Below are 24,693 nucleotides of genomic sequence, written 5' to 3' on the forward strand. Positions count from 1 at the left end.
GTTATGCCTCCTCGTGTCCTAATGCTGTCATCATGGCTTTGGCCTTGTTCTTTGTTTCTAAGTATTCTTTTTCAGGATCTGAATCTGCCACAATCCCAGCGCCAGATTGGACAAAGACTTGGTCATTCTTCAAGACAGCCATCCGGATGCCGATACACATGTCCATGTTTCCGGCAAAGTCGATATAGCCCAAAGCACCGCCATATGGGCCTCGTTTGGTATCTTCAATTTCATCAATCAATTGGCAGGCCCGAATCTTAGGGGCACCGGATAAAGTACCCGCTGGTAGTGCCGATTTTAAGACATCTAAACAAGTTGCGTCTGGTCTGACTTTGGCTGTTACCTTGGATGAAATGTGGCTGACGTGTGAAAACTGCTTGATAGCTCTATATTCACTGACTTCTAGCGTACCGAATTCAGCGACCTTTCCGATATCATTGCGGGCTAAGTCAACAAGCATGTCATGTTCGGCCAACTCTTTTTCATTTTGCAAGAGGCCTTCAACTAATGCTCTATCTTCCGCATCCGTTGCCCCGCGCGGTACAGTACCGGCTAATGGGAAGGATGAAGCGACACCGTTACGAACAGAGACCAGGGTTTCCGGTGATGCACACGCGATTTCTAAGTCATCGAAATGCATGTAGACCATGTAAGGTGACGGATTAATCGTCCGAAGCAGGCGATAAGTTTGTAGTAGTGACCCGGAAAATGGGGCCTTAAACCGGTTGGATACCACCGCTTGGAAGATGTCACCCTCCACAATATGGTGTTGAATTTTCTGAACGATTTGTTCATAGTCCGCTTGACTAAACATGGGTTCAAAGTCACCCACCTCTTGGGCCAAGTCCTCCTCGCGAACAGAATCTGGACGCATAATCAGCTGCTCCATATCCTTCAAGTCTGTAGCCCCTTGGATGTAGTTTTCTTCTAATTTATCGGTTTCAATATTGACGATTAAGACAATCTTTTGGCGGAAGTGATCAAAGGCAATAACCTTATCCATCAACATGAAATGGTAGTCCCGGAAATTTTCTGGGTTATTTTTCGTTAACTGTAGAGATGGTTCCGTATATTTGATGCAGTCATAAGACAAGTAACCAACCAAACCTCCTGTAAAAGGCGGTAAATAATCAATACTTGGGCTCTTATAACGGTCAAGGATATCGTTCAAGGATGCTAGTGGATCATCTGCTTGGAAGCTTTCTTCATGCTTGCCCTCTTGCACGGTTACTTGACCGTCTGTTGAGTAGATCGACAAGTTCGGTTTATAGCCAAGAAAAGAATAACGGCTCCAGTTATCCTTATTCACCACACTCTCCAGTAGGTAAAAGTGGTCGGATTGTTTGCTGATCGTTCTCAGCACTTCGATTGAGGTTGCTACATCGGAAAAAATTTCTAAAGCAATTGGGATAATCGTATGGTCTTTCCCTAACTGTCTCGCCTCTTCTAAACTTGGTTTAATCATTGTCGTACGCTCCTTTTAATTCATTATTGAAATCATAAAATTACGGCTAGTCATGATGATCGGGGCGAAAACAACAGAAAAAGCACCCATCCATGACTAATACAAGTCAAGGACGGGTGCTCTAAAAACATCCGCGGTACCACCTTAAATTTACAGACACTACGCCTGTACGCTCTGCAGGATACTAACATATCCCTCGCAACTGACGTATGCGTCACGTCGCAGAATAATCAGAAGTTTATCTCCAAAAATATACTTCCTTTAACTGCGCCCTCCGTGGTCCATTTGATGCACTGCGTTGTGCGAGGCTCTCAGTAATCCCCACTCCCTGTAACTGCACGTTACAACGTTATCTCCACTTCATTAGTTTAAAGTTGTTATTCGATTAACTAGAGTATAACGGGACAAGCAAAAAGAAGTCAAGGTTTTTATTAACAAAACATTAAAAAATGGATATTTAAATCATCATATCTTAATTATTCATATCAAATGTTCATTGGGTTCTGTTGCAAAGTTTTAAATAAAGAATAAAATCCCTTACGGTATCTATGATTTAAGCTGGGATTCCCAATAATACCTTGATTTCAGTACAGACCGAAAACCCGAAGAGAGTGCCTTCTTTTCGGGTTTTCTTATATAATCCTCGAATGGCTTCCATGCCTTTAATCGTGGTAGAGGCAGTGCGTAAACTTCGATAGAATTTATTGCGTCTCTTTACTGGACGATGGTCTTGTTCAATCAAATTATTCAGGTATTTAATGGTACGATGTTCTGTCCCTTGATAAAAGCCGCCGTATTCTTTTAGTTTCTTAAAGGCACTTGTAATAGAGGGGGCTTTATCTGTGACTACAACCTTCGGTTCATCAAACTGCTTCACTAACCGCTTAAGAAAAGCATAGGCTGCTTGTGTGTCCCGTTTTTTACGTAACCAAATATCCAAGGTTAAACCATCTGCATCGATGGCTCGATACAAATAATGCCATTTTCCTTTAATTTTGATGTACGTTTCATCCATTTTCCATGAATAAAAGGATTTTTTATTTTTCTTTTTCCAAATTTGATAGAGTAGTTTGCCATATTCTTGCACCCAACGATAAATCGTCGTATGAGAAACGTTAATGCCACGATCATATAAGATTTCTTGAACTTCACGATAGCTAAGGTTATAACGAAGATAGTAGCCCACGGCTACAATAATCACATCCTGCTGAAATTGCTTTCCTTTAAAAGGTTTCATCGTCATTCCTCCTGCTATCTTTTTCTATTATTCTACCTTATTTGATAGTAGATTTAAAACTTTGCAACAGAACCCTAAAAACACAAAACCCAGATGTTTGGCCAACTGTAAATACAAGAAATATTCTAGCAACCTCTCCTAGAGGAACGGAAGTAATAATAGGTCAACAAACTATAGTTAAATATTACGGAAATAGTGCTAGAACTAAATTAATTAAAACTATTAATAAAACTTTTTGGATTTGAAGATAAAAAAAGGCTCAAGATATTATCTTGAACCTCTTTTTTTATCTTCAAATATCATAATAAATAAATTTATAGACAATAAAACAAGAAAAACACTCTCAACTTTATAAGAATTATCCCAAAAAATACTAATAATAATAAAAAGTAAAATAAGTATAAAAAATGTGATTTTTGATAAAGATATTTTGTTCATAAAAGACCTCCTACTGTATTTATTTGTATACATAGCTATCAAAATAGGGAATACAAGTTAGTATATAGTATTGGAATTATGCTTGCACAAAATTATTGTATATTTCAACTAAGACAACTTGTCGTCCACGTCTAGCCTGAAAGAGTTCTAAATCCATATCGTCAATTTTCAAATTGATTTCCTCGATAACCTTATTTAATATATTATCTTTTAACCGACCATAGGTGTAACTCTTTGGTGCACCTAGCCATTCCATGAAGTCAGCAGGTGTACCTTGTAAGATAGTTATTTTTTTACCTCTAATTTTGTTAGCTTCACGCATAAGCTTGTAAAGTAAAATTGCTTATTTACTATTGAGCTGACCTGATTTCATCTTCTGCATTCTCGCCACTACAAATGACATATAAACACTCCTAACTTCGGTACAGCTTCCATGTAAAGTATAAACCCACTATACTTTACATGGTAAAGTGTGGGCTCTCCGAGGGGTCTGCCGACGGCTCATTCGGCTCTATTGAGCCGAGTATCAGCGCACCCTTATGGTGCAATTAGCTGATACCTATTTGACGTTTTGTTCCCCTACCAATTCGTAGGGTTCCCAAACTCAAACCAAAATAAAAAAGCCTAAGAAATTTACCCTTTGGCTTTTTTAAAAAAATTAATATCCTAAAGTTGTTCCGCCAGCAGTTACTGAAAACACAGTTCCTGTAGCCCCTTTAGGAGTATAAATTTGAGTATAACCTTTAAACTTAAAATATCTACTTCCACCGCTATAGTTAATAAAAGTTGTTACTGTAGCTTTAGAAGAATTAGGCTTAGAATTTCCTGATCCAGTACGTACAACAGTACCACTGGTAGCTGTAGTCCTTATATCAACATTAGTCATTGGACCTGAATAAGAAGTGACTATATAAGTCGTTTTAGCTCTATTTGAAGCTTCTCTTTTTGTACTCCCTGTAACTGTAGCTATAACTGCATTAACAGACATTTGCCCCTCTAATGGAGATTCAGTGACATATTCCTGAAAAAATACATCTTCTTCAGTATACCCATTATCTATAAATATTTTTTTATCTTCTTCTGAAAGGTCTTCTAAAGTTAGCGTTTGTTCATTTTGAACTACTTCAGGAGTAAATTCAGTTGCAGAAACAATATTCTCATTAACTATAAAATTAAATCCTAAAGCAAGTAATGTTGTAGTAAAAATTAGTCTAATGATTTTCATTTATTAACCCACCCTTTTCTATTTTTAGTCGTTAACATCTATAAAAATAAACCCTAATCCATGGTCAACTATAGAAACTGAGTTCAAATCTTTTTTAAAGAATGTCTTGTTACTAAGTACAAAGCTTTTCTGCTTATCATTTTTTAAGCTTTGAATAAGACTTTCTAAATCTCCATATTCAATAGTAAAAACCTCAATAAAATAGTCGTTATAACATATATCTATTTCAACTACATCTTGAACAGTCACCGACTCCCCTCCTAACTTGTAAAGCGCTTCCATTTTTTAGTATAAAAAAATTAATTGCATAAAGATAGCCCTAATTTTTAGTGTCAGTTTTGAATCAACTAATATAGACGTATAACGTACATGTTAGGTATCCAGCTTTTCAAACCTCAACCCAAAATAAAAACCCCCTTAGACATTTCCATTAGGGGGCTTTTATTATTAATCAACTCGATACATTAATTTCAAAGCATGTTTAAAAATGTGTATCTCTTTTTCATTTTTTTGAACAACATAATTATATCTTTTTATTTTTTTCAAATTTGCAACAAAAGTTTTTCCATCAAGAAAAACAAATTTAAAATTATTTCCAATTTCTGAAGTTAGATAATCTTCAAATTCTTTACTCATTTAAATCTCCCCCTCGTTAAATTTATCTTCTTTAATCTATCATTCCAATATTTCGCCAGTTTCTCTATCTATTTTTTTAAAAGGTTTATGTCGATTAGAACGTAAGTAAGCAGTTAAAAATATGGTTCTGTTGCAAAGTTTTAAATAAAGAATAAAATCCCTTACGGTATCTATGATTTAAGCTGGGATTCCCAATAATACCTTGATTTCAGTACAGACCGAAAACCCGAAGAGAGTGCCTTCTTTTCGGGTTTTCTTATATAATCCTCGAATGGCTTCCATGCCTTTAATCGTGGTAGAGGCAGTGCGTAAACTTCGATAGAATTTATTGCGTCTCTTTACTGGACGATGGTCTTGTTCAATCAAATTATTCAGGTATTTAATGGTACGATGTTCTGTCCCTTGATAAAAGCCGCCGTATTCTTTTAGTTTCTTAAAGGCACTTGTAATAGAGGGGGCTTTATCTGTGACTACAACCTTCGGTTCATCAAACTGCTTCACTAACCGCTTAAGAAAAGCATAGGCTGCTTGTGTGTCCCGTTTTTTACGTAACCAAATATCCAAGGTTAAACCATCTGCATCGATGGCTCGATACAAATAATGCCATTTTCCTTTAATTTTGATGTACGTTTCATCCATTTTCCATGAATAAAAGGATTTTTTATTTTTCTTTTTCCAAATTTGATAGAGTAGTTTGCCATATTCTTGCACCCAACGATAAATCGTCGTATGAGAAACGTTAATGCCACGATCATATAAGATTTCTTGAACTTCACGATAGCTAAGGTTATAACGAAGATAGTAGCCCACGGCTACAATAATCACATCCTGCTGAAATTGCTTTCCTTTAAAAGGTTTCATCGTCATTCCTCCTGCTATCTTTTTCTATTATTCTACCTTATTTGATAGTAGATTTAAAACCTTGCAACAGAACCTTTTTTTTAATCTATTATCGATTCAATTATTTCTTATGAGGTTGACGTTAATAATTCTACGGAATTCACATAGAATTTCAACGATTCATCATTATACTCCGTCTTAAGATCATCACTTTAATTGTTGATTTCTATAATTCATTAAGACATACAGACATAATTTAAATAAGTTGTCTATATAAATTAATATTATATAGATTTAAAGGTTAAGTAATTTGCGTAAAAATTGAGGTTAGTATATCAAGGTCAAAGGGGTTTTAGGAATACCTAAATTAGCGGCTAGCAACGGCAAAAGTTGGCACTTATAACGACTGATTGTGGGTGTTGTCGTTATAAGGGGCGGAGGTTTGATATTTTAGCATAGTTATAACGACAAAAGTTGGCACTTATAACGATATAATGATTGGAAATTTTTAAAGCAAAAGATTTAAAAAAACTTATTTTAAATTGCCATTTTATATGTCTTTAAACTGATTTAAAACAACTATTTTAAAAAAACTTGTTTCAAATTGCCATTTTATTTGTTTTAAATAAAGTTTAAAGCAAATAATTTAAAAAAACTTGTTTCAAATTGCCATTTTACTGGTTTCAAACTGCCATTCTATTGATCATGCAAATGGCAAACCCCCTGTTATATCAAGCTTATTTTTTACGCAAAGCACTTAAATCTTTAAATTAAACATTATTTAACGAATAGAAAGAAGGTTAAGTTACTAATTCACCGTTAAACAAATCGAACGTAAATTGCTAATTCAAACCTTTAATAGTTTATTGATCACCTTTATTTAAAGGACGACCTGAAGAAGTTTTAAAACGGCGAATTTCTCCTTTCATGTACCACTGTTTCCACCTATATATTGTTCCTCTACTTGGATATTAAATTCTTCCCGAAGGGAGGAAGCCGATTCTCCGGATAATAATCTTTCAACGATTTGAATTTTTAATGTCTCCGGATAATAATTGTGTTTTGCCATTAGAAAAACACCTCCAAATTTATTTTACTAAATTTGAGGTGCTCTTTTTTAATTGTATCTAATTATAGTGTCAGTTCCGTAGACCAATTCTACTCTTTTTTGTCTATAACTAATAAGCAAATTGACGGCAGAGCAACAACCCTTAAATAACAGTTTATACTACAGATGTTATGAATAAGTATATTGCATTGATAGTAGAATTTTAGTAACATTTCTTTTGCGATATTTATATCATTTTATTGTGCTTCTTAGCTTAACCAATGATATCTTTCTTTTTTTATCATACAAGTTTCCCATATTTTATACTCCCAGATTCCAATAAAGACCATATACTTTCGTGGGAACAAAAAAAGCCGTTTTATATCATTAATTGACATAAAACGACTGATTGATTCTTTTTTATTCACTATAATTTATGCATCATTTTCTACTTGAGAACTGGCTTGGATTCCTCCTAAAACAAATCGAGAAATCGGCCCCACAATTAATAATTGGTAAGGTAGAGCTACTATGAAGTTCATCCCCCACGTATGTAGGTAAGTAGCTCCCAGATTAGCTGGGATACCTCCTTCGATTAAAATTCCAAACATGGACATAAAGCTGACCATACCAATAATCATTAGACATGAAATTGTCACGATTAATTGTAGTTTACTTTGTTTATTGATTGGTAATTTAAAGGCGATCTTCTTCGCAACAACACCTACGACAAATGAATCTAAGATAAAAGCTACTATGAATCCAGGAACCAATCCTGTTAGCAAGGAAACTAATGATAAATCATTATGTAAAAGTAGATTGTAGATACTCATTCCTAAAACCATTAAAAAGCACATCAGTGTTGTGAAGATAATTCCTTCTTTTTTATTTGTTGGCAAAATAAAACTCCTCTCTTTCGGTTGCATTCTAGCACCGAAGATTACCATATCACAAATAAAATTTCTTCATAAGCAAAAATTTTCAAAATTTCAGAAAACGGTTCTTTCATTCCTGAAGTATTGCCTCACCACTCAGGAATCAAGACATTACAGCGAGCTTGAGTTTTAACGTGAGGCTAAAATATAATTTTTTTATCAATATTATGATTTTCTAGCAGCACAAAATAGGCTGTTCTTATTCTTCTATTTGATATTTTAAAATGTCTCCGGGATGACAATCTAATATACTGCAAATTTAATCCAAAGTAGAAAAGCGGATTGCTTTCGCTCGGTTATTTTTCCAGCGTAGTATTGATACCGTAAGGGATTTTATTCTTTATTTAAAACTTTGCAACAGAACCCTTTTGACCATAACTTTTCTCCTTATTATAACTTCACAAAAATTTTCTCGCTTCATACATCAACAAAATCAATAGTCATAAATTTAGCCAAATAATACTACAGCGCGAATTTAGATTTCAGCTATCGCTTAACTTAAATATGATATATACCATTTCTTCCAAATCAAGCAACAAATTATAAATTAAATGAAGCAACAATAAAAAAGATAGGTATCCACTAAGGTTGTAGATACCTAGCTTCCTAATTATTTGAAAGTTTTATTTCAATTATAATATTTCCTTTACTCGGCCAACGGTGCCATCTTCTAGCATGACTTTAATACCATGTGGATGGTTTTGAGAGTTTGTCAGGATTTTACTCACAATACCCTCTGTTAATTTTCCAGATCGTTGGTCCTGTTTTTGAACAATTTTTACCTGGCTACCAATTTGAATATTACTTCTTTTATTACCTTCGTTCATGATGGGCTCCTTTTTCAGGTCTCGAATTTTTTATAGTCGCAACCATTTGTTTAACCTATTTTATCAGAAGATCATCGAAAAAGGCTAATATGAAAAACAATGGAAAACCAGTCGCTGTACCTTTACTAATATCACCAGTGATAATCCCGAATATCCCAACAACAAACCAACATAATATACCATACCGTTGTATAAATACTTGCGTTCTATTTCCTAAATTAAACCTCCATATAAGTCCTCTAGCATCCTAAACTTATCTAACTTTTTAAAGTTCATTTTTCTCAAATTATTGAAAGCATGATTGTATTTTTTACATTATTATATATATAATTGCGAATATCATTTTTGGGATAAAAAAGGCTATAATCTATTCAATTATAGCCTGCATAACATATAAAATTGTTCCTACATCAATCTATCTATTACTAAGTCATTAAATCGCAGCTAATGCTTTATCTAAGTCAGCTATGATATCATCCACATTTTCAATTCCGATAGACAAACGGATTGTTTCAGGTTTAATGCCACCTTCAGCTAGTTCTTCTTCAGTTAACTGACTATGGGTCATTGAAGCCGGGTGAACCACTAATGATTTAGCATCTCCAACATTCGCTAATAGAGAGAATAGTTCTAGATTTTCAATGAATTTGACCCCACCTTCATAGCCACCTTTAACACCAAAGGTAAAGATTGAACCTGCCCCTAGAGGTAAGTATTTTTCTTTTAAGCTATAATATGGGCTACTTTCTAATCCCGCATAATCAACCCATTCTACTTTGTCGTGTTGTGCTAAGAATGTAGCCACTTTCTCTGCATTTTCAACATGACGATCCATACGTACATGTAATGACTCTAAGCCTTGAACTAATAACCAAGCATTGAAAGGTGAAATTGAAGCCCCAGTATCACGTAATAGCGTCGCACGAATTTTTGTAGTATATGCTGCTGGGCCAAAGGCATCTGCGAAAACAAGATCATTATAAGTTGGATCTGCTTGACTTAAACCTGGGAACTTATCATTTTGTTTCCAGTCAAACTGTCCACTTTCTACAATTACCCCACCGATTGACGTACCGTGACCACCAATAAATTTAGTCGCTGAATGGACAACGATATCTGCACCATGTTCAATAGGTCGCGCTAGATAAGGTGTTGCAAAAGTATTATCAACGATTAATGGAATACCATGCTTATGTGCTACTTCAGCTAAGCCACTAATATCTTCAATATTTCCAGCCGGATTGCCGATTGTTTCTACAAATACAGCCTTGGTATTGTCTTGAATAGCTTGGTCTACATTCGCTAAATCACTCGTATCTACTATCGTCACATCGATACCGAAGTCCTTGAAAGTATGTTCAAATAAGTTGTGGCTTCCGCCATATAGGTTAGCTGTCGCTACAATATGGTCTCCTGCTTTAGCTAAAACTTGAATAGCATAAGTAATAGCGGCCATACCCGAAGCGACAGCCAAACCAGCTGAACCGCCTTCTAAAGCAGCCACTCTACCTTCAAAGACGCCCTGAGTAGGATTTGTGATTCGCGTATAAATATTGCCACCTTCTGCTAAGGCAAAACGATTAGCACCCTGCGCTACATCATCAAAAACATAAGCTGTTGTTTGGTGTAAAGGAACAGCGCGTGACCCTGTTTCATCAATCGTTTGGGCAGCGTGAATGGCTTGTGTCTCAATTTTATAGTCTTTTGTCATAATAAATTCCCCCGATTTTATAATTTTTTTCATAAAAAAAGCTTCCATCCCTTGCTTCTGCAAAGGATGAAAGCTACTTCATGGTACCACCTTAATTTATTATATTATCGCTAATATAAACTCACAGAGTACGTTAAAAAATCATTGTACTCTCTCCCTGTAACGGGGGCTCCCGAATAATCCTCACCTATCTTAGGCTTAGACTATTATGCTCCTAGACCATTTTCTTCTAATCTCCTTGACCTACTTCCACCACACATAGGCTCTCTCAGCAAGTGTCATAAAATACTTATCTCATCATCGCGTACTACATATATTGTTTAATACATGTTAATGGCATTTTGATGATAAGTCAACTACTTAGTTTTTAATTTTTATTTCATTTTAAACCTTTTGCTAAGCGTAATCCACTATATTAATAAAATGTAGCGCATAACTTTTTAAAAATTAGTTTTATACCTTCATCAACTTAATTTCTGCTTACAGGTAAACTCTCCGCAACTTTTACTTACTCATTAAATTACTGCTGATACTTTTTCTAAACCTGTGATGATTATATTAACACCTTCGATTCCAAAGAATAAACGGGTTGTTTCAAGCTTTATGAGAAACCTATCATCATAAATACCACCTACAAGTATTATCGACTTAGCTTATTTTTATAAAAATCGTTGAAGTATTTGCTTGGTTTCTTCGTCGTTTAATTCAGATTGATTGGCACTTTGAGAGACCGAATGGATAATATCTCTTAAGTTGATTTGCTGCATCTCCAATTCGACGCTACGTTGCAATTGATTATATTTTTCCGCTAAAACACCCTGGATATTACCACCTACGATACAGGCTGGTGCTGTTTTCTCATCTACACGGAATATTTGCTGTTCTTCATCAATAGCTTGATAAATATCATAAAAAGAAATATTTTTGGGATCTCTACTTAATTTTGGATTTGCCTTACCAGATTGGCTAGTAATTAGGTCGGCCTTTTTTAGGCTACTCATAATGCGTCTAACAGAAACGGGATTAGCATTCACACTTTTGGCAATCACTTCACTAGATAAGTCTGTGCCTTGAAGCATCTCGATATAAACTAGAATATGAATAGCATCACTAAACTTTACTGAATGTTTCATCTGAATATCCCACCTCTTTTCTCTTGACTTATTATAGCACATTCACTATTATTAACCTGTAACTTTAATTATTACAGGTTAAAAAGGAGTGTTTATTCATGAAATATTTAGTAACTGGCGCAACAGGTGCCTTTGGTGGGCTTGCATTAGACAAATTAAAAACATTAGTTCCCGTATCAGATATCCACATCTTAGCACGAAGCGAAGAAAAAGCTGCGCCACTTGCTGAAGCTGGCTATACAGTACACATCGGCGATTACTTAGATAAAGCATCTTTAAAAGCTGCCTTCACAGGTATTGACCGCTTATTACTGGTTTCATCAGCACCTGGCACTCGTCAAGAAGAACATCAAAATGCAATTGATGCAGCCAAAGAAGCTGGCGTTAGCTTTATCACCTATACAAGCTTTGCCAATGCAGACCAATCTTCTGCCGACCTAGCAACTGACCACCGTTATACCGAAAAAGCCATCAAAGCATCCGGCATTCCTTTTACAATTTTAAGAAATAACTGGTACTTGGAAAATGAACTACCGCTAGTAGGTGCAGCTTTAAACAGTGGCAAACTATTATACACCGCTGAAAATGATAAAGCTGGTTGGGCATTACGTCGCGAATATGCTGAAGCAGCTGCGATCGTTTTAGCTGGCGAAAAAACGTTCCCTGAAATCCTAGAACTATCTGGTAAACCAGTAGACTACGCAACTTTAACTAAAGCACTAGCAGAAGCAACAGGTAAAGAAATTGCCCCTCTCGAAACTAACGACGAAGCATTCGTTAAAAATCTAACTGACAATCAATTGCCAGAACCAGTAGCAGGCTTCTTCCTAGCGATCCAAAGAGACATCAAAAATGGTGTATTAGATGTACAATCAGATGACTTTGAAAAAGTATTAGGCAACCCCCTAACACCGCTTGTGGATGCCTTTAAAGAATTACTTCAATAATTTCATATCATCCAATAAACCACTCTTCACAAAAAATCAAAAGACCCTACTAGCTAGCCATAACGGCAACTAGTAGGGTCTCTTTTTTACTACCGTATTGCTTTATAGTCCACATCTGTATAGGAAAAATTAGTAATCAAATTGACTAATTGATCATAAGTTTCAGGGCTTATTGCCTCCTTAAATCCATCATAATCATTGACATGGACTTTTCCTATACAACACACGCAAACTCTAGCAATATGTGCCCCAGAACATGGCTCATCACGACAGATCACAGCAATATGATCATGCTCCTTAGGATCCCCTGTCTTACTTTTGCGAAAACGAAAATACGGCATAAAACCTAGGGCGCCAATCCCACCTACAAATTCACTAAAATTTACGCACTCATCATTAAACATTCGACACACTCCTAGTTATTTTATTCAATAAAAAAAGCACAACGCGACTCGTCGTGCCAATAACTTGGTTAGACTCATCTATCTCTTTCGAGTTGGAATTAGCACCTTGCCAAAGGTAGGTTGCTGAAGCTTCATAGGGCCAAATCCCTCCACTTGCTCTGAATAAGTTGTGTTCTTTAATTGTGTGCGTATTATACCAGACGTATGGATAGATTTCAAATCGTGATGAAATTCGACAATTAGATTAAAATAAGCAAACTTTTATTCGAATTATTTATCCATTCAATTATGAAGTAAAAATGATGATACTTTTACGCGACGCTAGTTCGACGTTTCAAAACTATCATCATCCATTTGACGTATGATTATCCTAGCTATCTTCCACATGATAAAACCTCCTAAAGCAAGACTGTAATCTGGCTTTAAGAGGCATCTACAAACTATACTAGTAGCTAGTATAATCATTATTTATTTAAAAACATATGAAGATTTTATATATAAACCCTATTCAAATACAGTATGTGTTGCTGCACTAAAATTCCCTACATATGTATACTATAATCATTAAGCAAGTTCTGTAACCCACTTTATAGGCTACTGTAGTCTATATTATAAGTATCCCATTGTGACAAGTCGCCTGCTTCTAACCCTTTCTTAAACCATTTTTGCCGTTGCTCAGCAGTACCATGGGTGAAAGAGTCGGGCATCGTATGGCCATAAGCTTTTTCTTGCAAGACGTCATCACCAATGTGATAAGCTGCGTTTAATCCTTCTTCAAGGTCCCCTGCTTCCATCCAATCATTCTCAACGACGTTATGGGCCCATACACCAGCAAGATAGTCAGCTTGTAATTCCATCCGTACAGTCCATTGATTTTGTTCAGTTTGACCAACTTCAGACTGAATTTGTCGAACCTGATCGGAAAGGCCTAGTTGCTGTTGAACATGGTGCCCTACTTCATGGGCGATCACATAGGCCATAGCAAAATCACCACCGCCTCCATAATTTTTAACAAGTTGATTATAGAAATCTAAGTCGATATAAATAGTTTCATCCGTTGGGCAATAGAAAGGTCCAACTTCAGATGTGTTATACCCACAAGATGAATTCACAGCATCCTCAAAGATGACCAGGTCTGGATTCTTATATGTATATCCAGCTTCAGAAAATGCTTGTGTCCAATACTCTTCGGTATCATAAAGAATAACAGAAACAAATTCAGCCAACTCATCTTCAGTAACTGTGTCACTATCTGTGGATCCAGTCTCTGGTAAACTGACTTGACTATTAGGATTTGCTTGAATTTGCGTATTCGATTCCATTTGTCCTGGTAATTGTACATCTACCTGACTGGTTTGATCGCTCGATTGATTATTACTTGAACTAGACTGGTTGCCACCTAATAAAGATGACCCACCAAATACAAAGAATAGAATCAACATTAAAATAATCGAACCGCAACCTAAGCTTCTACCTCCAGTTGAAGTCCCACGACCACCTGGAAGCTGAATAGGTATTCTTCCTCCGGACCGCCCTTGTCCCAAACCACCTAATCCACCACTTCCCGTGTTTTGACCACGCAAGTCTTTTACATTACCACTACGTTTGCGCCCTTGCCATTTCATGGAAATACCCCCTGACAGTTTTCTCCATTATAACATATGTGATATATTCCATGAATAAATGTAATGTAAACGTTCCCCACAATTAAACATAAGATGATCGTCAAGTCTAGTGTCACCCTTAAAAATACTAAAGCATTTTTTATTGAACTATTACGAAAAAAACAGTCAATAAAGCCGTAAAGGCGTTGAATATCATCTACACATTCAATGCCTTTATCATTTTCATTAACAGCCTTATATTATCAAGTTTTTAATCAAACATATTTTCCATTAACACAACTGCTGCAACATGGCTTGAGGCGATAAAATGAACGTCATACTGCCATTTTTAGTATTAAATTGTTTGGGACATATCCACGATGTTTTTTTACTCTGTGGGAATATGTCCACTCATTTCTTTAGTTTATTTCTAAGTTCTTGCCATGAATATCGTTCTCCATCAATTTCACGATGTAACATAGCATGGCAATTGGGACAAACGGGAATCAAGTCGTTTTTATAGTCAACGATATATTCTTCTCCAATTTCGTTCAATGGTATTAGGTGGTGAACATGAATAAAGTTTTTGCCGAGTTCACCATATACCTTTTCAAATTCAAACCCACAGACCAAACACTTACATCCATAATATTGAATACACTTTTGACGCGCTACAGAACTTCGCTCATACTTGTTTACCAATACCGCATGTACGGCGCCTTCTAATGCATTTTCTGTATCATCGGATTCAGGGAAAATGTTTACTGAATAGTAATCATTCATATATTTGTCCATATATGTTGCTAATTCAGCAGATACTTTTACACCTTTTTGAGGAGCAGCATTTAGTCCATGCATCTTTAGTTTTGCCAATGTTAATTCTTCTGAGTCAACTTGAGCCACTAATCTTAAACGAGCATACTTGCCACCTAATGATTTTAAGTATTCTTCCTTTTTAAACCAATACTTTTCGTCGTTTACAATTTCCTCACTTGACAAAGATTCTTTATCTACTATTGTTTTAAACATTACTTTTTTAAATGGCCTAGTGCAATAAATAAATACTATGTCACCAACATTAAATTTCAGATTCTGTCTCCAATCAATAAAACCCCAATTTTGAAAAGCAGATGCATGATCATACATTTTTCCGTTTGCAGGAATCATCCAAATCATAGTTTCCCCTCCTAAAGAGATTACAACATTTCTATCAACTCAGCCTAATCTTCAGTATCTTTTCCGTCAATACAACTATGAGTAAATCGATATGTTCTCACATACTTCAAAACCACCTCTAAGGTTGTGTTGGTTGAATTATTAATCCCCGCAACCCCACTTTAATTAAATTTTCTACCTTGTCATCAACACTACACACTCCACGTGGGATGTGATTAAGCTATTTATTGATTAAAGTGTGGTTTTAATATCCTATGTTATCGATTCAATAAAATAACTTTGTGAAAAGCGCACTCTACTGATTTCTTTTAATAGTTCATTAACGTAAACTTTATTCCTTACTATTTTAGCATCAATATCATATTTAATAATTGTTTCTTTTTCATTCTCCACAGTGATTTTATGACTATGAGGCCAAAGTGTTATGCGCTGAAAAAAAGATTAAGATCATGATGAAACCAAGCAAGAAGATTTATACTGTGATTAAAATAAAGATTTTTAATGAACTTTTTTGCTTTTATTGAGAGTTTATATTTAGATACAGCAGAGTGGTATTAAGTAACTCCTCGATACCCCCCCTCGGAAGAAGAGCTTCAAGACGGCCTAGGACAAAATAAAAAAAGTCAGTAGAACAAGCCCACTGACTTTTGAAACACTCGTTTTTAATGGTTAACGGTTAGACATGATAACTTTAATTTCGTCTTCATTAATACCTACCATCGCTTCGCCTAAATCAGTTGAGATTTCGACTAATTTGGCAGCGTTTTTGTAATTGGCTACTGCTTCAACTATGGATTTGGCACGTTTTTCTGGATTACCTGATTTGAAAATACCTGAACCAACAAAAACGCCTTCAGCACCTAATTGCACCATTAAAGCCGCATCAGCAGGTGTTGCCACCCCGCCAGCTGAAAAGTTCAACACAGGTAATTTACCAGTATCATGTACTCGCTTTAATAAATCATAAGAGACGCCTAATTCCTTAGCTTGGTTAAAGAGTTCATCATCTTGTAACGAAGCCACATAGCGGATTTGTTCATGGATTTTTCTTAAGTGGGTAACCGCTTGACTGACATCCCCCGTTCCTGCTTCACCTTTAGTACGAATCATTTTAGCCCCTTCTTGAATACGGCGTAAAGCTTCACCTAAATCTCTAGCGCCACAAACGAAAGGTGTTTCAAATTGTTGTTTATCAATATGATAAACATGATCAGCTACTGATAAGACTTCTGACTCATCAATATAGTCAATTTGTAAACTTTCTAAGATTTGAGCTTCGACAAAGTGACCAATTCTTACTTTCGCCATGACGGGTATAGAAACTGCTTCTTGAATTTCTTTTATCATTTGAGGGTCACTCATTCGACTAATACCACCAGCAGCTCGAATGTCTGCAGGAACTCTCTCTAAAGCCATGACCGCTACGGCACCAGCCGCTTCAGCAATTTTAGCTTGCTCCACATTTACCACGTCCATGATTACGCCACCAGCTAATTGTTTATGTACTTCTTCGATTGATCGTTTCATTTTGATTGCTCCTTTATAAATATTGTCTTCACTTTAACAGTCTTTTGGATGTTTCTTAAGATGCAAAAATGGATATTTTTATGGGTCCAGATAGTTTTTTTTATGTATAATGAATAAAATGAATAATACGAGGGGAGAGAAAGCATGATTACGGTGAACTTTAACGAAGACCAACACCTCTACTTACAAATAGTTGATGAAGTCATCCGGCAAATTGCCCAAGGACATTTAAAAAGTGGTGATCAACTACCCTCACGGCGGGCCTTGGCAGATCATTTAAAAGTCAGTCTTAATACGGTCATTAACGCTTATGACCAACTGACTGATGAAGGCTATATAGTGCCGAGGGAAAGATCTGGCTATTTTGTGGATTTACTTGCAATTGATATGTTGCCCTCTGAGGAAATTGAGACAAAGCCACTAAAACATGAGCATGCTAAAATAAGTGAAGCCAGCCAATATACTTATGATTTTCACTTTGCCAACCGTGATATGACTACTTTAAAACCCAAACAATTATTGCAGTATGCACCCGACGCTCTAGCAAGAAGCATGGTTAATTGTAATTTAAAAGAAGACTTGGGTGCGCTCCCTTTACGCTTGGCTATTGCTAATTATTTACGTAAATACCGTGGAGTGATGACTTCAGCTGACAATATCATCATTACAGGCGGTCACAAGGCTAGCTTACAGACGCTATTTGCCTTATTAGACGATTCAATCTATGCCTTAGAAGATCCTGGCTATTATAAAAATTTAGATGTCTTTACAGACTATCAGCAAAAGACGATTCGAATTCCGATTGATAAATATGGTTTCTCAGTTAAAGATTTGGAGACTACCTCAGCTAACATCGTGATTACTACTCCTAACCATCAGTTTCCCACCGGCATTATCATGGGGATGCGTCGACGTCAGCGTTTATTAAAATGGGCCTATCAGGCAGAAAATCGTTATATTATTGAAAATGACTACTATAATGAGTTCCGTCTTAAGGGCCGTCCTGTTCCTGCTTTGACTAGTCTGGACGACCAAGAGCGAGTCATTTTATTAGGGGCCTTTCGTCAAAGTATGGGGTCAATTTTTAAGATGTCTTATTTAGTTTTACCCGATCAATTAATGAATAAATTCCATCAAGCTAAATTAAAAATCAGTGATATTTCCAGCTTTGAGCAATACTTAATGACTGATTTTCTCAATTCTGCCCATTTCCCTAAATATATTAATAACCTGCGGACTAATTACCGTCGTAAGGAAAAAGCGGTTCTAGCAGCGCTTAACCAAAGCCAACTCCCCCTAACCATTAAGGAAGCAGGGGCTGGACTTTTCTTTATTATTAACATTGAGGGTGAGATTCCACCGGCTGACGTGATTCAAGCTAGGCTAGCTGAAAATAAGATCCGCTTGCAACCGGTCAACCACTACGCTAAATTAAACAACCAGTTCGACCAAAGTTACATTTTAGGTTATGCTGGGCTAGCGCTTGATGAAATTGATCATGCTATTCAAGCTTTAGTCACTATTTTTAAATAAAGCAAAAGACTCAGTAAGTCAGCGAAAAGCTTACATACTGAGTCTTTTAATTAGATTAAAAGAAATTCAACTAGATAAACGATGATTACCGATACCGTCATAACTGCTAAAGACACATAAGGCACTTAAGAAAATATACGCCTACATGTTCAAAATTATTAATGTAGGTTGTGAATTCAAACCTATATAAAAGCTCTATAAGTAATGGTAAGTAGACCTGTACTCACGCGCTGACTACTTCCTTCATAAGTTTGATAATTTTCCTATCCAACCTAACAGCCTTACTCTAATTGACCAGTTCCCACAAACATCCCCCTGTTTGCATAATAAAAAGGAGTAAACTTAATCTTAAAACTAAGTTTACTCCTTTTAATATTAGTGGAAATTCTTATGTGGTCCATCAAGAACATTATAGTCTCTGACCTTTTGCATCAGCTACACTTCGTTACGCAGCTGAGGCTGTATATCGCTAAGCTCTAACAGCCTCAAGCAATACCACACACTCAACATGGGAAGAGTTGATAGAATTGATGTATTTGCGATTTTTAATGAAATAGTCATATGCGAGAACATATCGACTATTTCGTACGTTCGTGGGAATATATCCACCAATCGTACCGTTTACAAAAAGGGCACTCTTGCTAGGAGTGCCCTCAATCATAAAAATCGGTGTAATTAATAGTCCTTTTTCTTTACCGGAATCCAGATTTCGCTTCGATACTTTGGATTTCCAGTGTCTGGACTCTCGTTCCACAAAATTTCTGGGCCTTCAACTAACTCATAACTTGAAGACGGAAACCACTCTGAGTATATTCTACCCCATACATTTTGAAGTGTCTCTGGGAATGGTCCAATCGATTCAAATACTGCCCAGGTACAAGCATCAATTTTTAATACATCAAATTCTGCTATTTCATCACCTGAAGTTGCTACCCCGATGTAATGATCCAACTCGCCCTTTTCTTCCATTCTTCCTTCTGAAAAATTAGTGGAAGCACTAATAATACCCATTGGTTCTACATTTGAGATTGCTTTTAATTGTTTAATAACCTCCGGTGTTAAAAATTCGGTCATTTGTGCAATCTCTTGATTGACACCTTCAAAAATAATTGGGACTCTCTTCTTAAATCCTACTAACTTAAACGACTCTTTCTCAACAATACGATAATTCATCTCGCATCCTCCTTTAATTGATAATTGAAAGGTCATTCGTGGATAGGCTTTTAACTGCGTTTTCTCACTTCTTGCTTCTGAAGGAAGAATACCATGCAGGGAATGAAAAGCACGGGAAAATGAATCAGCCGAATTATAGCCATATTTGACGGCTACATCAATTATTCTCAAATTTGTATCTTTCAAATCAATTGCAGCCAACGACAGTCTTCTTCTCCGAATATATTCTGATAAACCTATGCCAGCTAAAAATGAAAACATCCGCTTAAAATGATACTCTGAACAGTAAGAAATTTTAGATACTTCACTATAGTCAATTTCTTCTGTTAAGTGCTCTTCAATATATGTCAATGCATTATTCATATTGCTTAACGTATCCAACAAACAACCTCCTTTCAATTTCAATATTAGCAAAGGGTGCGTTTTTCTATCCGACAATCTGTGCACAATATAGTCGAGTCTGTTTCATAGTAGGATAAATATTTACACTATTGCAGACAGGAAACATATCGACTAAATCACAAAAATAAATTGATTTTTGGTGCTTGCTCATAAGCCTTACCAGATTTGTCTCTTGCAGCATTCTTTAATCCAAATCCGATACCCATTTCAATCTAATTTAGAACAAAGATACATTCTTATTAAAGAATGAAAGAGACATTTAGTTTTGCAGCACCCAGCATAACTAAATGTCTCTCTTAATTTTGAGTCTTAACTACGTTTCCAAGTTTCTGCTCTATCTCAAAACTCACGAATTGTGTAATTATTACTTCAAGCAATTTTTATATATTTATTAACATCAAAACTTCACGACTTTAGCCACTCAGCTCACTCCAATATGCTTAGCTTCTTCGGATTCGTTTATTGGCAGAACTAATTGTTAATTGCGCCGCTGAAAATTTTTGTTAATAAACATACTGCTTCACTGTATTTAAGGTGAAAAATATCGAATTAAATTAATATTTCGACTATATAACATTAGTTAATTTCATCATTCATTAATAGGAATCATTATATCTAAAATATTCTTAGATTTATAGTGTTCTATCATTGGAAGTGACCAATTAATATGACCCCCATATTGACTGAAAAGAAAATCATATGCAGGGCTAATCTTCTCATAAAGTTCGGGCACATCATATTTAAGTCTTAACCTTAAATAATTTCCGCCCTCAAACTCAAATTGGTTTAAACCATATGTATCATCTCGATCACTTTCAAGGACTACGGAACAAACTCTATATACTTTATTTTCATCATAATCTAAACCAAACATTTTTCTGCCGGTTAAGGAAGGGAAATGTGCTTCAAATAATGGCCAGGCTTTTTTTTGGCTCTCAGGGTTATTTGGTACCTCCATATAAAATAAGTTCATTTTATCTATGACGACTCTTTGTAAAGTCCCTATATCAATTTTCATGTTATTATCCATACTAATCTTCTCCTTCAATTTGTAAACATAATGCCTTAAATTCTTCATCAAGTTGAGCAATTTCTTCAAGTGTATGTGCTAAATTAAAATAATCTTCTTTAAGTGTAGATAAGTGTGCTTGTCCAAATAATTCAGCCAATTGTTCTTTAATTTTTGATTTATTTGAATCATGACTTTTCAAGAACTTACTTATATACAAATTTCTGGCAGAAGCCAATCGAAAACTAAAAAACTGAAGAATTTGTTTTTGTTCTTGATTCAGTCGATTATCTCTTACTGCATGGGCGAATTTTTCTATAACATTGTTTTCACCTTTTTGGTATCGCTTTTTCATTATTAAGGATACTTCATGAAATATTTTTTCAGAGTTGGGAGTTTTAACTTTTTTGAACTTACCCCACATTGAAAACGAACCGCGTTTGTAATCTATCAAATTAGCTTTCCAAGCTTCAATAAATTCTTTGAATACTATTTTCATACATGGATAACCGGCAGGATCATGTAAATAAACGAACTCTTCGTCCACATCATAAATTGATACAAAATGGTCAACACCACTTAGATTAATTGAGTTAGGGTTATACGTTAAATATCCCATATCTATTGGGCCAGCAACAACTGATCCATAAGTTAAAAGGTATTTTAGTTTTTCCTTTATTTCATTCACCTGGATATTATTCAGGCTATTTGTGAAAAACTCCTTGTAAGTAAAACCCAAGATTCTTAAACTATTACTTATTGACACATCTGGCAATCCATTATCAAAGAATACCAGAGGGTGTTTAGAATCGTTGCTAACGATACTCGCACCATTGCCCATGACCATTTACTTTATTTGTTAGGTTTCGAGGCGAAAAAATGTTAAATAAATTTATTAAAGTGTTTTCGCTCGCGAACGCTTCTCGTTCTGATAACCAGTAATTTAAAATTACTTTGTTAATCGTAAATCCTTCTGCCTTAATAGCTCTGATTTTGTTAATTTTTAAGTCTTCAGTTTTATCTTCACTTTCTAATAGCAGTTCTAATTTTTTATTAAAGGCAGCTTTCTCATGATTAAAGACACGATTTCCCTTCCCTTTACCGATGTAGAATATCTCTTCCTCATCGCTACTAGTATCGACTAAACAATAGATGTAGAACTCTTTATCTTTGTTTTTATTTAAATATGATAAAACTTTATCTGAAAATTTTTCCATAAAATATTCCTCTTTATCATCTTTTTCAATTCTGAAGCTATCTAGTATTCAACAAATCAATTAAATAGGCTTCAAAATCCCTGTTAGCTCATCTAATGTTTTCGGTGGGTTAACCAGAATTTCACGGGCCTTATCCATATCAACTTTCACATTATATGTTAAAATTCCAGATGGTTTGCCTTTAAAAAGATAATATACAATATAACCTCCGGCAACTTCTTCAATAATCGCATCATCACGGTTTCGACTCATTTCACCGACACCTTCAATAGAAATATCTAAGACATCCGTATAAGAGAGTGGCGCACCATGATTATAAACTTCTTCAGCGCCCGTCATGTTCCGTCCCGCTACTTTCCCAGAATACTCCGCTTGCTCTTCATGTTCAAATCGATTACGTCCTATGATCACATCTGGATAATTCAACACATCTCCTGCTGCATAGATATGTTTGTTGGAAGTTTGCAAAAATTGATTAGCAATGACGCCATTACCCACGTCTAAACCAGCTGCTTCTGCTAATTCAACATTTGGATTTAATCCAATTCCTAAAACAAGAATATCCGCTTTCAATACAGCGCCGTTCTCTAATGTAAGACTCACTTGATTGTCCTCTACACTGTAACTATTAGCATAAGTATTGTTTATCAAAGAAACGCCGATATCTACAAAGCGCTGTTGAAATTCTTTAGCAAGCATTCGTGGTAGTCGTTTTTCATTTAATACTTCATTAGGAAAAACAAGCGTCACATCCATATCATTCAGCTTTAGACCTGCTGCAAGTTCTGCTCCAACCCAGCCTCCTCCAACGATAATGACTTTGCTCCCAGGTTTGGCTAATTTTCGGAGGTTTCGGTAATCTTCTAAGTTTCTTAAAGCTAGGACACGCTCACTTTCCAGCCCATCAATCCACTTTGGAGCGCCACCCAGTGCATAAAGCAATTTTTCGTATTGATAGATTTCTCCACTATCAATCTCAATCGTTTGTTGATCGGCATTAATTTGCTTAACAGTTGTCCCAGTTAAGAAATCAATCGATTCATCATCCGAAATGTTATAATATATCGTTTCTTTTGGATAGTCTGGCTCTGTCCAAAATTCTTTACTTAATGGAGGACGATAGTAGGGTTTGTCAGTTTCTTGTGTGACTATCAACAATGTCCCTTCACGGTCATATTTACGAATTTCCATTGCGGCATTGGCCCCAGCCATCCCGCCACCTAATATTATATATTTATATGAATATTGCATAAATCATGCCTCCCTTTTTCTATTCCTACATATATTACCAAAATTCTTCTTAAATGTTTTTGTATACGCTATATTTCTTATTCTCTCTCGAATTAGATCTATGATTGTCTCAGTTATTCAAGCATAACCTATTAATAAAATATCAGCTTATTTATTTCCCATTTAGAGAATAAGAAAGCTGTGAACCATAATTGTTAAAAAATATACATAAAAATGAGACACAAAACAATGCTAATTATATTGCATCGTTCTGTGCCTCTTTCATATTCCGGCTGTGTTATATGTATCTAAGCTCAACCTTATATACTTTAATGGTGTATTCTACTTTCCGTGAAGCTGCTTAAAATTCTATGCAATCAGTGACCAAAGATGTTGAATCGTACCATTCTCTAACAGAATAAAAATACCCAAGCCAATGAAAACGACTGGTACGATGACTTTTTCGTAACGCTCAACTACTTCACCAATCATAGGAACCGAAGCTAATCGTTTGGATAAATAACACAAGGTAAAAATCCCAATGATAAAAACAAGGATCACAACCATGACTTCCTGGAAGGACATTCCAGTAAAGTAAGGAATATAAATCCCCAAATTATCTCCGCCAAGGGCAATGGTCAGAGCAACCACACTCGCAACTTCTGACTGTCTATGCGACATCTTTTCTTCTAAGTCCTTTTCATCTACATCTTCATCGATGAAAATGGCCCGAATCCCCAGAATCAAAGGAAGTAAACCAAGTAATCCGATCACCCAATCTTGTGGAATAAAGTTCAAGAAGTACGCTGCAATGAGACTAAAGCCAACGAGCAACCCCGTTCCAATATATTGGCCAATATAAATTGATCGTTGTTTACCCGTATTCATGGTAGAGAAAAGAATCGTTAAAACAACCAAATAATCGATGGACGTAGAGATAAAAACTAACATTGAAGATATAATTATTTCCATAAGC

23 protein-coding genes, 1 pseudogene, 1 riboswitch and 1 other annotated feature are annotated in these 24,693 nt (G+C 35.7%); of the genes and pseudogenes, 2 read left to right on the forward strand and 22 right to left on the reverse strand.

Annotation, left to right across the window (positions count from 1 at the left end):
- Window position 1: 1 nt before the first annotated feature.
- The 12 genes and pseudogenes from AWM74_RS03020 to AWM74_RS03070 form a co-directional block, all read right to left on the reverse strand.
- Window positions 2-1,465 (reverse strand): anthranilate synthase component I family protein, encoded by a 1,464-nt coding sequence (locus AWM74_RS03020; RefSeq protein WP_026466606.1) that lies wholly within the window; start codon window positions 1,463-1,465, stop codon window positions 2-4.
- 553 nt (window positions 1,466-2,018) lie between these two features.
- Window positions 2,019-2,702, reverse strand: a complete 684-nt coding sequence (locus AWM74_RS03025; protein WP_026465313.1) for an IS6-like element IS1216 family transposase — start codon at window positions 2,700-2,702, stop codon at window positions 2,019-2,021.
- Between the two features lie 514 nt (window positions 2,703-3,216).
- A pseudogene (locus AWM74_RS03030) lies at window positions 3,217-3,483 on the reverse strand (replication initiation protein); the annotation flags it as partial.
- A gap of 315 nt (window positions 3,484-3,798) precedes the next feature.
- Window positions 3,799-4,365 (reverse strand): hypothetical protein, encoded by a 567-nt coding sequence (locus AWM74_RS03035; protein WP_026465863.1) that lies wholly within the window; start codon window positions 4,363-4,365, stop codon window positions 3,799-3,801.
- Between the two features lie 24 nt (window positions 4,366-4,389).
- Window positions 4,390-4,614 carry a hypothetical protein gene (locus AWM74_RS03040; protein WP_026465862.1) on the reverse strand — a complete coding sequence of 75 codons (225 nt, stop codon included), beginning with the start codon at window positions 4,612-4,614 and terminating at the stop codon, window positions 4,390-4,392.
- 198 nt (window positions 4,615-4,812) lie between these two features.
- A complete protein-coding gene (locus AWM74_RS03045; protein ID WP_026465861.1) occupies window positions 4,813-5,001 on the reverse strand; it encodes a hypothetical protein in 189 nt (62 codons plus the stop codon).
- Window positions 5,002-5,178: 177 nt separating this feature from the next.
- Window positions 5,179-5,862 (reverse strand): IS6-like element IS1216 family transposase, encoded by a 684-nt coding sequence (locus AWM74_RS03050; RefSeq protein WP_026465313.1) that lies wholly within the window; start codon window positions 5,860-5,862, stop codon window positions 5,179-5,181.
- 904 nt (window positions 5,863-6,766) lie between these two features.
- A complete protein-coding gene (locus tag AWM74_RS09425) occupies window positions 6,767-6,910 on the reverse strand; it encodes a hypothetical protein (protein ID WP_154647408.1) in 144 nt (47 codons plus the stop codon).
- A gap of 413 nt (window positions 6,911-7,323) precedes the next feature.
- Complete coding sequence (locus AWM74_RS03055; protein ID WP_026465312.1) at window positions 7,324-7,788, reverse strand: DUF2798 domain-containing protein; 465 nt, start codon at window positions 7,786-7,788, stop codon at window positions 7,324-7,326.
- Window positions 7,789-8,456: 668 nt separating this feature from the next.
- Window positions 8,457-8,651, reverse strand: coding sequence for a YwbE family protein (locus tag AWM74_RS03060; RefSeq protein WP_026465311.1), 195 nt, complete (start codon window positions 8,649-8,651; stop codon window positions 8,457-8,459).
- Between the two features lie 433 nt (window positions 8,652-9,084).
- Window positions 9,085-10,362 (reverse strand): O-acetylhomoserine aminocarboxypropyltransferase/cysteine synthase family protein, encoded by a 1,278-nt coding sequence (locus AWM74_RS03065; protein ID WP_026465310.1) that lies wholly within the window; start codon window positions 10,360-10,362, stop codon window positions 9,085-9,087.
- Between the two features lie 59 nt (window positions 10,363-10,421).
- Window positions 10,422-10,672 (reverse strand) — a binding site (T-box leader).
- 349 nt (window positions 10,673-11,021) lie between these two features.
- Window positions 11,022-11,495, reverse strand: coding sequence for an Rrf2 family transcriptional regulator (locus tag AWM74_RS03070; protein WP_026465309.1), 474 nt, complete (start codon window positions 11,493-11,495; stop codon window positions 11,022-11,024).
- Between the two features lie 98 nt (window positions 11,496-11,593).
- Between AWM74_RS03070 and AWM74_RS03075 the strand changes: the two genes are divergently transcribed.
- Window positions 11,594-12,442 (forward strand): SDR family oxidoreductase, encoded by an 849-nt coding sequence (locus tag AWM74_RS03075; protein ID WP_026465308.1) that lies wholly within the window; start codon window positions 11,594-11,596, stop codon window positions 12,440-12,442.
- Between the two features lie 89 nt (window positions 12,443-12,531).
- Here the strand turns inward: AWM74_RS03075 and AWM74_RS03080 are convergent, their stop codons facing one another.
- From AWM74_RS03080 to pdxS, 4 genes are all read right to left on the reverse strand, one after another.
- A complete protein-coding gene (locus AWM74_RS03080; RefSeq protein WP_026465307.1) occupies window positions 12,532-12,846 on the reverse strand; it encodes a hypothetical protein in 315 nt (104 codons plus the stop codon).
- Between the two features lie 71 nt (window positions 12,847-12,917).
- Window positions 12,918-13,015: riboswitch (SAM riboswitch) on the reverse strand.
- 418 nt (window positions 13,016-13,433) lie between these two features.
- Window positions 13,434-14,471 (reverse strand): KPN_02809 family neutral zinc metallopeptidase, encoded by a 1,038-nt coding sequence (ypfJ, locus tag AWM74_RS03085; RefSeq protein ID WP_026465306.1) that lies wholly within the window; start codon window positions 14,469-14,471, stop codon window positions 13,434-13,436.
- A 390-nt stretch (window positions 14,472-14,861) separates the two neighbouring features.
- Window positions 14,862-15,626, reverse strand: a complete 765-nt coding sequence (locus tag AWM74_RS03090; protein WP_026465305.1) for an HNH endonuclease — start codon at window positions 15,624-15,626, stop codon at window positions 14,862-14,864.
- A 669-nt stretch (window positions 15,627-16,295) separates the two neighbouring features.
- Window positions 16,296-17,153 carry a pyridoxal 5'-phosphate synthase lyase subunit PdxS gene (pdxS, locus tag AWM74_RS03095; RefSeq protein WP_026465304.1) on the reverse strand — a complete coding sequence of 286 codons (858 nt, stop codon included), beginning with the start codon at window positions 17,151-17,153 and terminating at the stop codon, window positions 16,296-16,298.
- A gap of 144 nt (window positions 17,154-17,297) precedes the next feature.
- Here pdxS and pdxR point away from each other — a divergent pair, with 144 nt between their 5' ends.
- On the forward strand, window positions 17,298-18,686 hold the full coding sequence (gene pdxR, locus AWM74_RS03100) for a MocR-like pyridoxine biosynthesis transcription factor PdxR (RefSeq protein ID WP_026465303.1): 1,389 nt from the start codon (window positions 17,298-17,300) through the stop codon (window positions 18,684-18,686).
- Window positions 18,687-19,361: 675 nt separating this feature from the next.
- Here the strand turns inward: pdxR and AWM74_RS03105 are convergent.
- The 6 genes from AWM74_RS03105 to AWM74_RS03130 all read right to left on the reverse strand — a co-directional run bounded on the left by AWM74_RS03105 (window position 19,362) and on the right by AWM74_RS03130 (window position 24,689).
- Entirely contained in the window at window positions 19,362-20,240 is an 879-nt protein-coding gene (locus AWM74_RS03105; protein WP_026465302.1) for an AraC family transcriptional regulator, read from the reverse strand.
- Window positions 20,241-20,850: 610 nt separating this feature from the next.
- Entirely contained in the window at window positions 20,851-21,291 is a 441-nt protein-coding gene (locus tag AWM74_RS03110; RefSeq protein WP_026465301.1) for a hypothetical protein, read from the reverse strand.
- Between the two features lies 1 nt (window position 21,292).
- A complete protein-coding gene (locus AWM74_RS03115) occupies window positions 21,293-22,111 on the reverse strand; it encodes a cysteine peptidase family C39 domain-containing protein (protein WP_051218124.1) in 819 nt (272 codons plus the stop codon).
- Complete coding sequence (locus tag AWM74_RS03120) at window positions 22,086-22,487, reverse strand: GIY-YIG nuclease family protein (protein WP_026465300.1); 402 nt, start codon at window positions 22,485-22,487, stop codon at window positions 22,086-22,088. The genes AWM74_RS03115 and AWM74_RS03120 overlap by 26 nt, the downstream gene beginning before the upstream one ends.
- A 60-nt stretch (window positions 22,488-22,547) precedes the next feature.
- Complete coding sequence (locus AWM74_RS03125; RefSeq protein ID WP_026465299.1) at window positions 22,548-23,738, reverse strand: NAD(P)/FAD-dependent oxidoreductase; 1,191 nt, start codon at window positions 23,736-23,738, stop codon at window positions 22,548-22,550.
- 348 nt (window positions 23,739-24,086) lie between these two features.
- Entirely contained in the window at window positions 24,087-24,689 is a 603-nt protein-coding gene (locus AWM74_RS03130; protein ID WP_026465298.1) for a CadD family cadmium resistance transporter, read from the reverse strand.
- Window positions 24,690-24,693: the final 4 nt, after the last annotated feature.

This window comes from Aerococcus urinaeequi (assembly GCF_001543205.1).
Taxonomy (GTDB): domain Bacteria; phylum Bacillota; class Bacilli; order Lactobacillales; family Aerococcaceae; genus Aerococcus; species Aerococcus urinaeequi.

What these genes read in the sequence shown, in the direction of transcription:
- AWM74_RS03020 (WP_026466606.1), bottom strand. Translation starts at nt 1,465, where the DNA reads ATGATTAAACCAAGTTTAGAAGAGGCGAGACAGTTAGGGAAAGACCAT.
- AWM74_RS03025 (WP_026465313.1), bottom strand. Translation starts at nt 2,702, where the DNA reads ATGAAACCTTTTAAAGGAAAGCAATTTCAGCAGGATGTGATTATTGTA.
- AWM74_RS03035 (WP_026465863.1), bottom strand. Translation starts at nt 4,365, where the DNA reads ATGAAAATCATTAGACTAATTTTTACTACAACATTACTTGCTTTAGGA.
- AWM74_RS03045 (WP_026465861.1), bottom strand. Translation starts at nt 5,001, where the DNA reads ATGAGTAAAGAATTTGAAGATTATCTAACTTCAGAAATTGGAAATAAT.
- AWM74_RS03050 (WP_026465313.1), bottom strand. Translation starts at nt 5,862, where the DNA reads ATGAAACCTTTTAAAGGAAAGCAATTTCAGCAGGATGTGATTATTGTA.
- AWM74_RS09425 (WP_154647408.1), bottom strand. Translation starts at nt 6,910, where the DNA reads ATGGCAAAACACAATTATTATCCGGAGACATTAAAAATTCAAATCGTT.
- AWM74_RS03060 (WP_026465311.1), bottom strand. Translation starts at nt 8,651, where the DNA reads ATGAACGAAGGTAATAAAAGAAGTAATATTCAAATTGGTAGCCAGGTA.
- AWM74_RS03065 (WP_026465310.1), bottom strand. Translation starts at nt 10,362, where the DNA reads ATGACAAAAGACTATAAAATTGAGACACAAGCCATTCACGCTGCCCAA.
- AWM74_RS03070 (WP_026465309.1), bottom strand. Translation starts at nt 11,495, where the DNA reads ATGAAACATTCAGTAAAGTTTAGTGATGCTATTCATATTCTAGTTTAT.
- AWM74_RS03075 (WP_026465308.1), top strand. Translation starts at nt 11,594, where the DNA reads ATGAAATATTTAGTAACTGGCGCAACAGGTGCCTTTGGTGGGCTTGCA.
- AWM74_RS03080 (WP_026465307.1), bottom strand. Translation starts at nt 12,846, where the DNA reads ATGTTTAATGATGAGTGCGTAAATTTTAGTGAATTTGTAGGTGGGATT.
- ypfJ (WP_026465306.1), bottom strand. Translation starts at nt 14,471, where the DNA reads ATGAAATGGCAAGGGCGCAAACGTAGTGGTAATGTAAAAGACTTGCGT.
- AWM74_RS03090 (WP_026465305.1), bottom strand. Translation starts at nt 15,626, where the DNA reads ATGATTTGGATGATTCCTGCAAACGGAAAAATGTATGATCATGCATCT.
- pdxS (WP_026465304.1), bottom strand. Translation starts at nt 17,153, where the DNA reads ATGAAACGATCAATCGAAGAAGTACATAAACAATTAGCTGGTGGCGTA.
- pdxR (WP_026465303.1), top strand. Translation starts at nt 17,298, where the DNA reads ATGATTACGGTGAACTTTAACGAAGACCAACACCTCTACTTACAAATA.
- AWM74_RS03110 (WP_026465301.1), bottom strand. Translation starts at nt 21,291, where the DNA reads ATGGATAATAACATGAAAATTGATATAGGGACTTTACAAAGAGTCGTC.
- AWM74_RS03115 (WP_051218124.1), bottom strand. Translation starts at nt 22,111, where the DNA reads ATGGGCAATGGTGCGAGTATCGTTAGCAACGATTCTAAACACCCTCTG.
- AWM74_RS03120 (WP_026465300.1), bottom strand. Translation starts at nt 22,487, where the DNA reads ATGGAAAAATTTTCAGATAAAGTTTTATCATATTTAAATAAAAACAAA.
- AWM74_RS03125 (WP_026465299.1), bottom strand. Translation starts at nt 23,738, where the DNA reads ATGCAATATTCATATAAATATATAATATTAGGTGGCGGGATGGCTGGG.
- AWM74_RS03130 (WP_026465298.1), bottom strand. Translation starts at nt 24,689, where the DNA reads ATGGAAATAATTATATCTTCAATGTTAGTTTTTATCTCTACGTCCATC.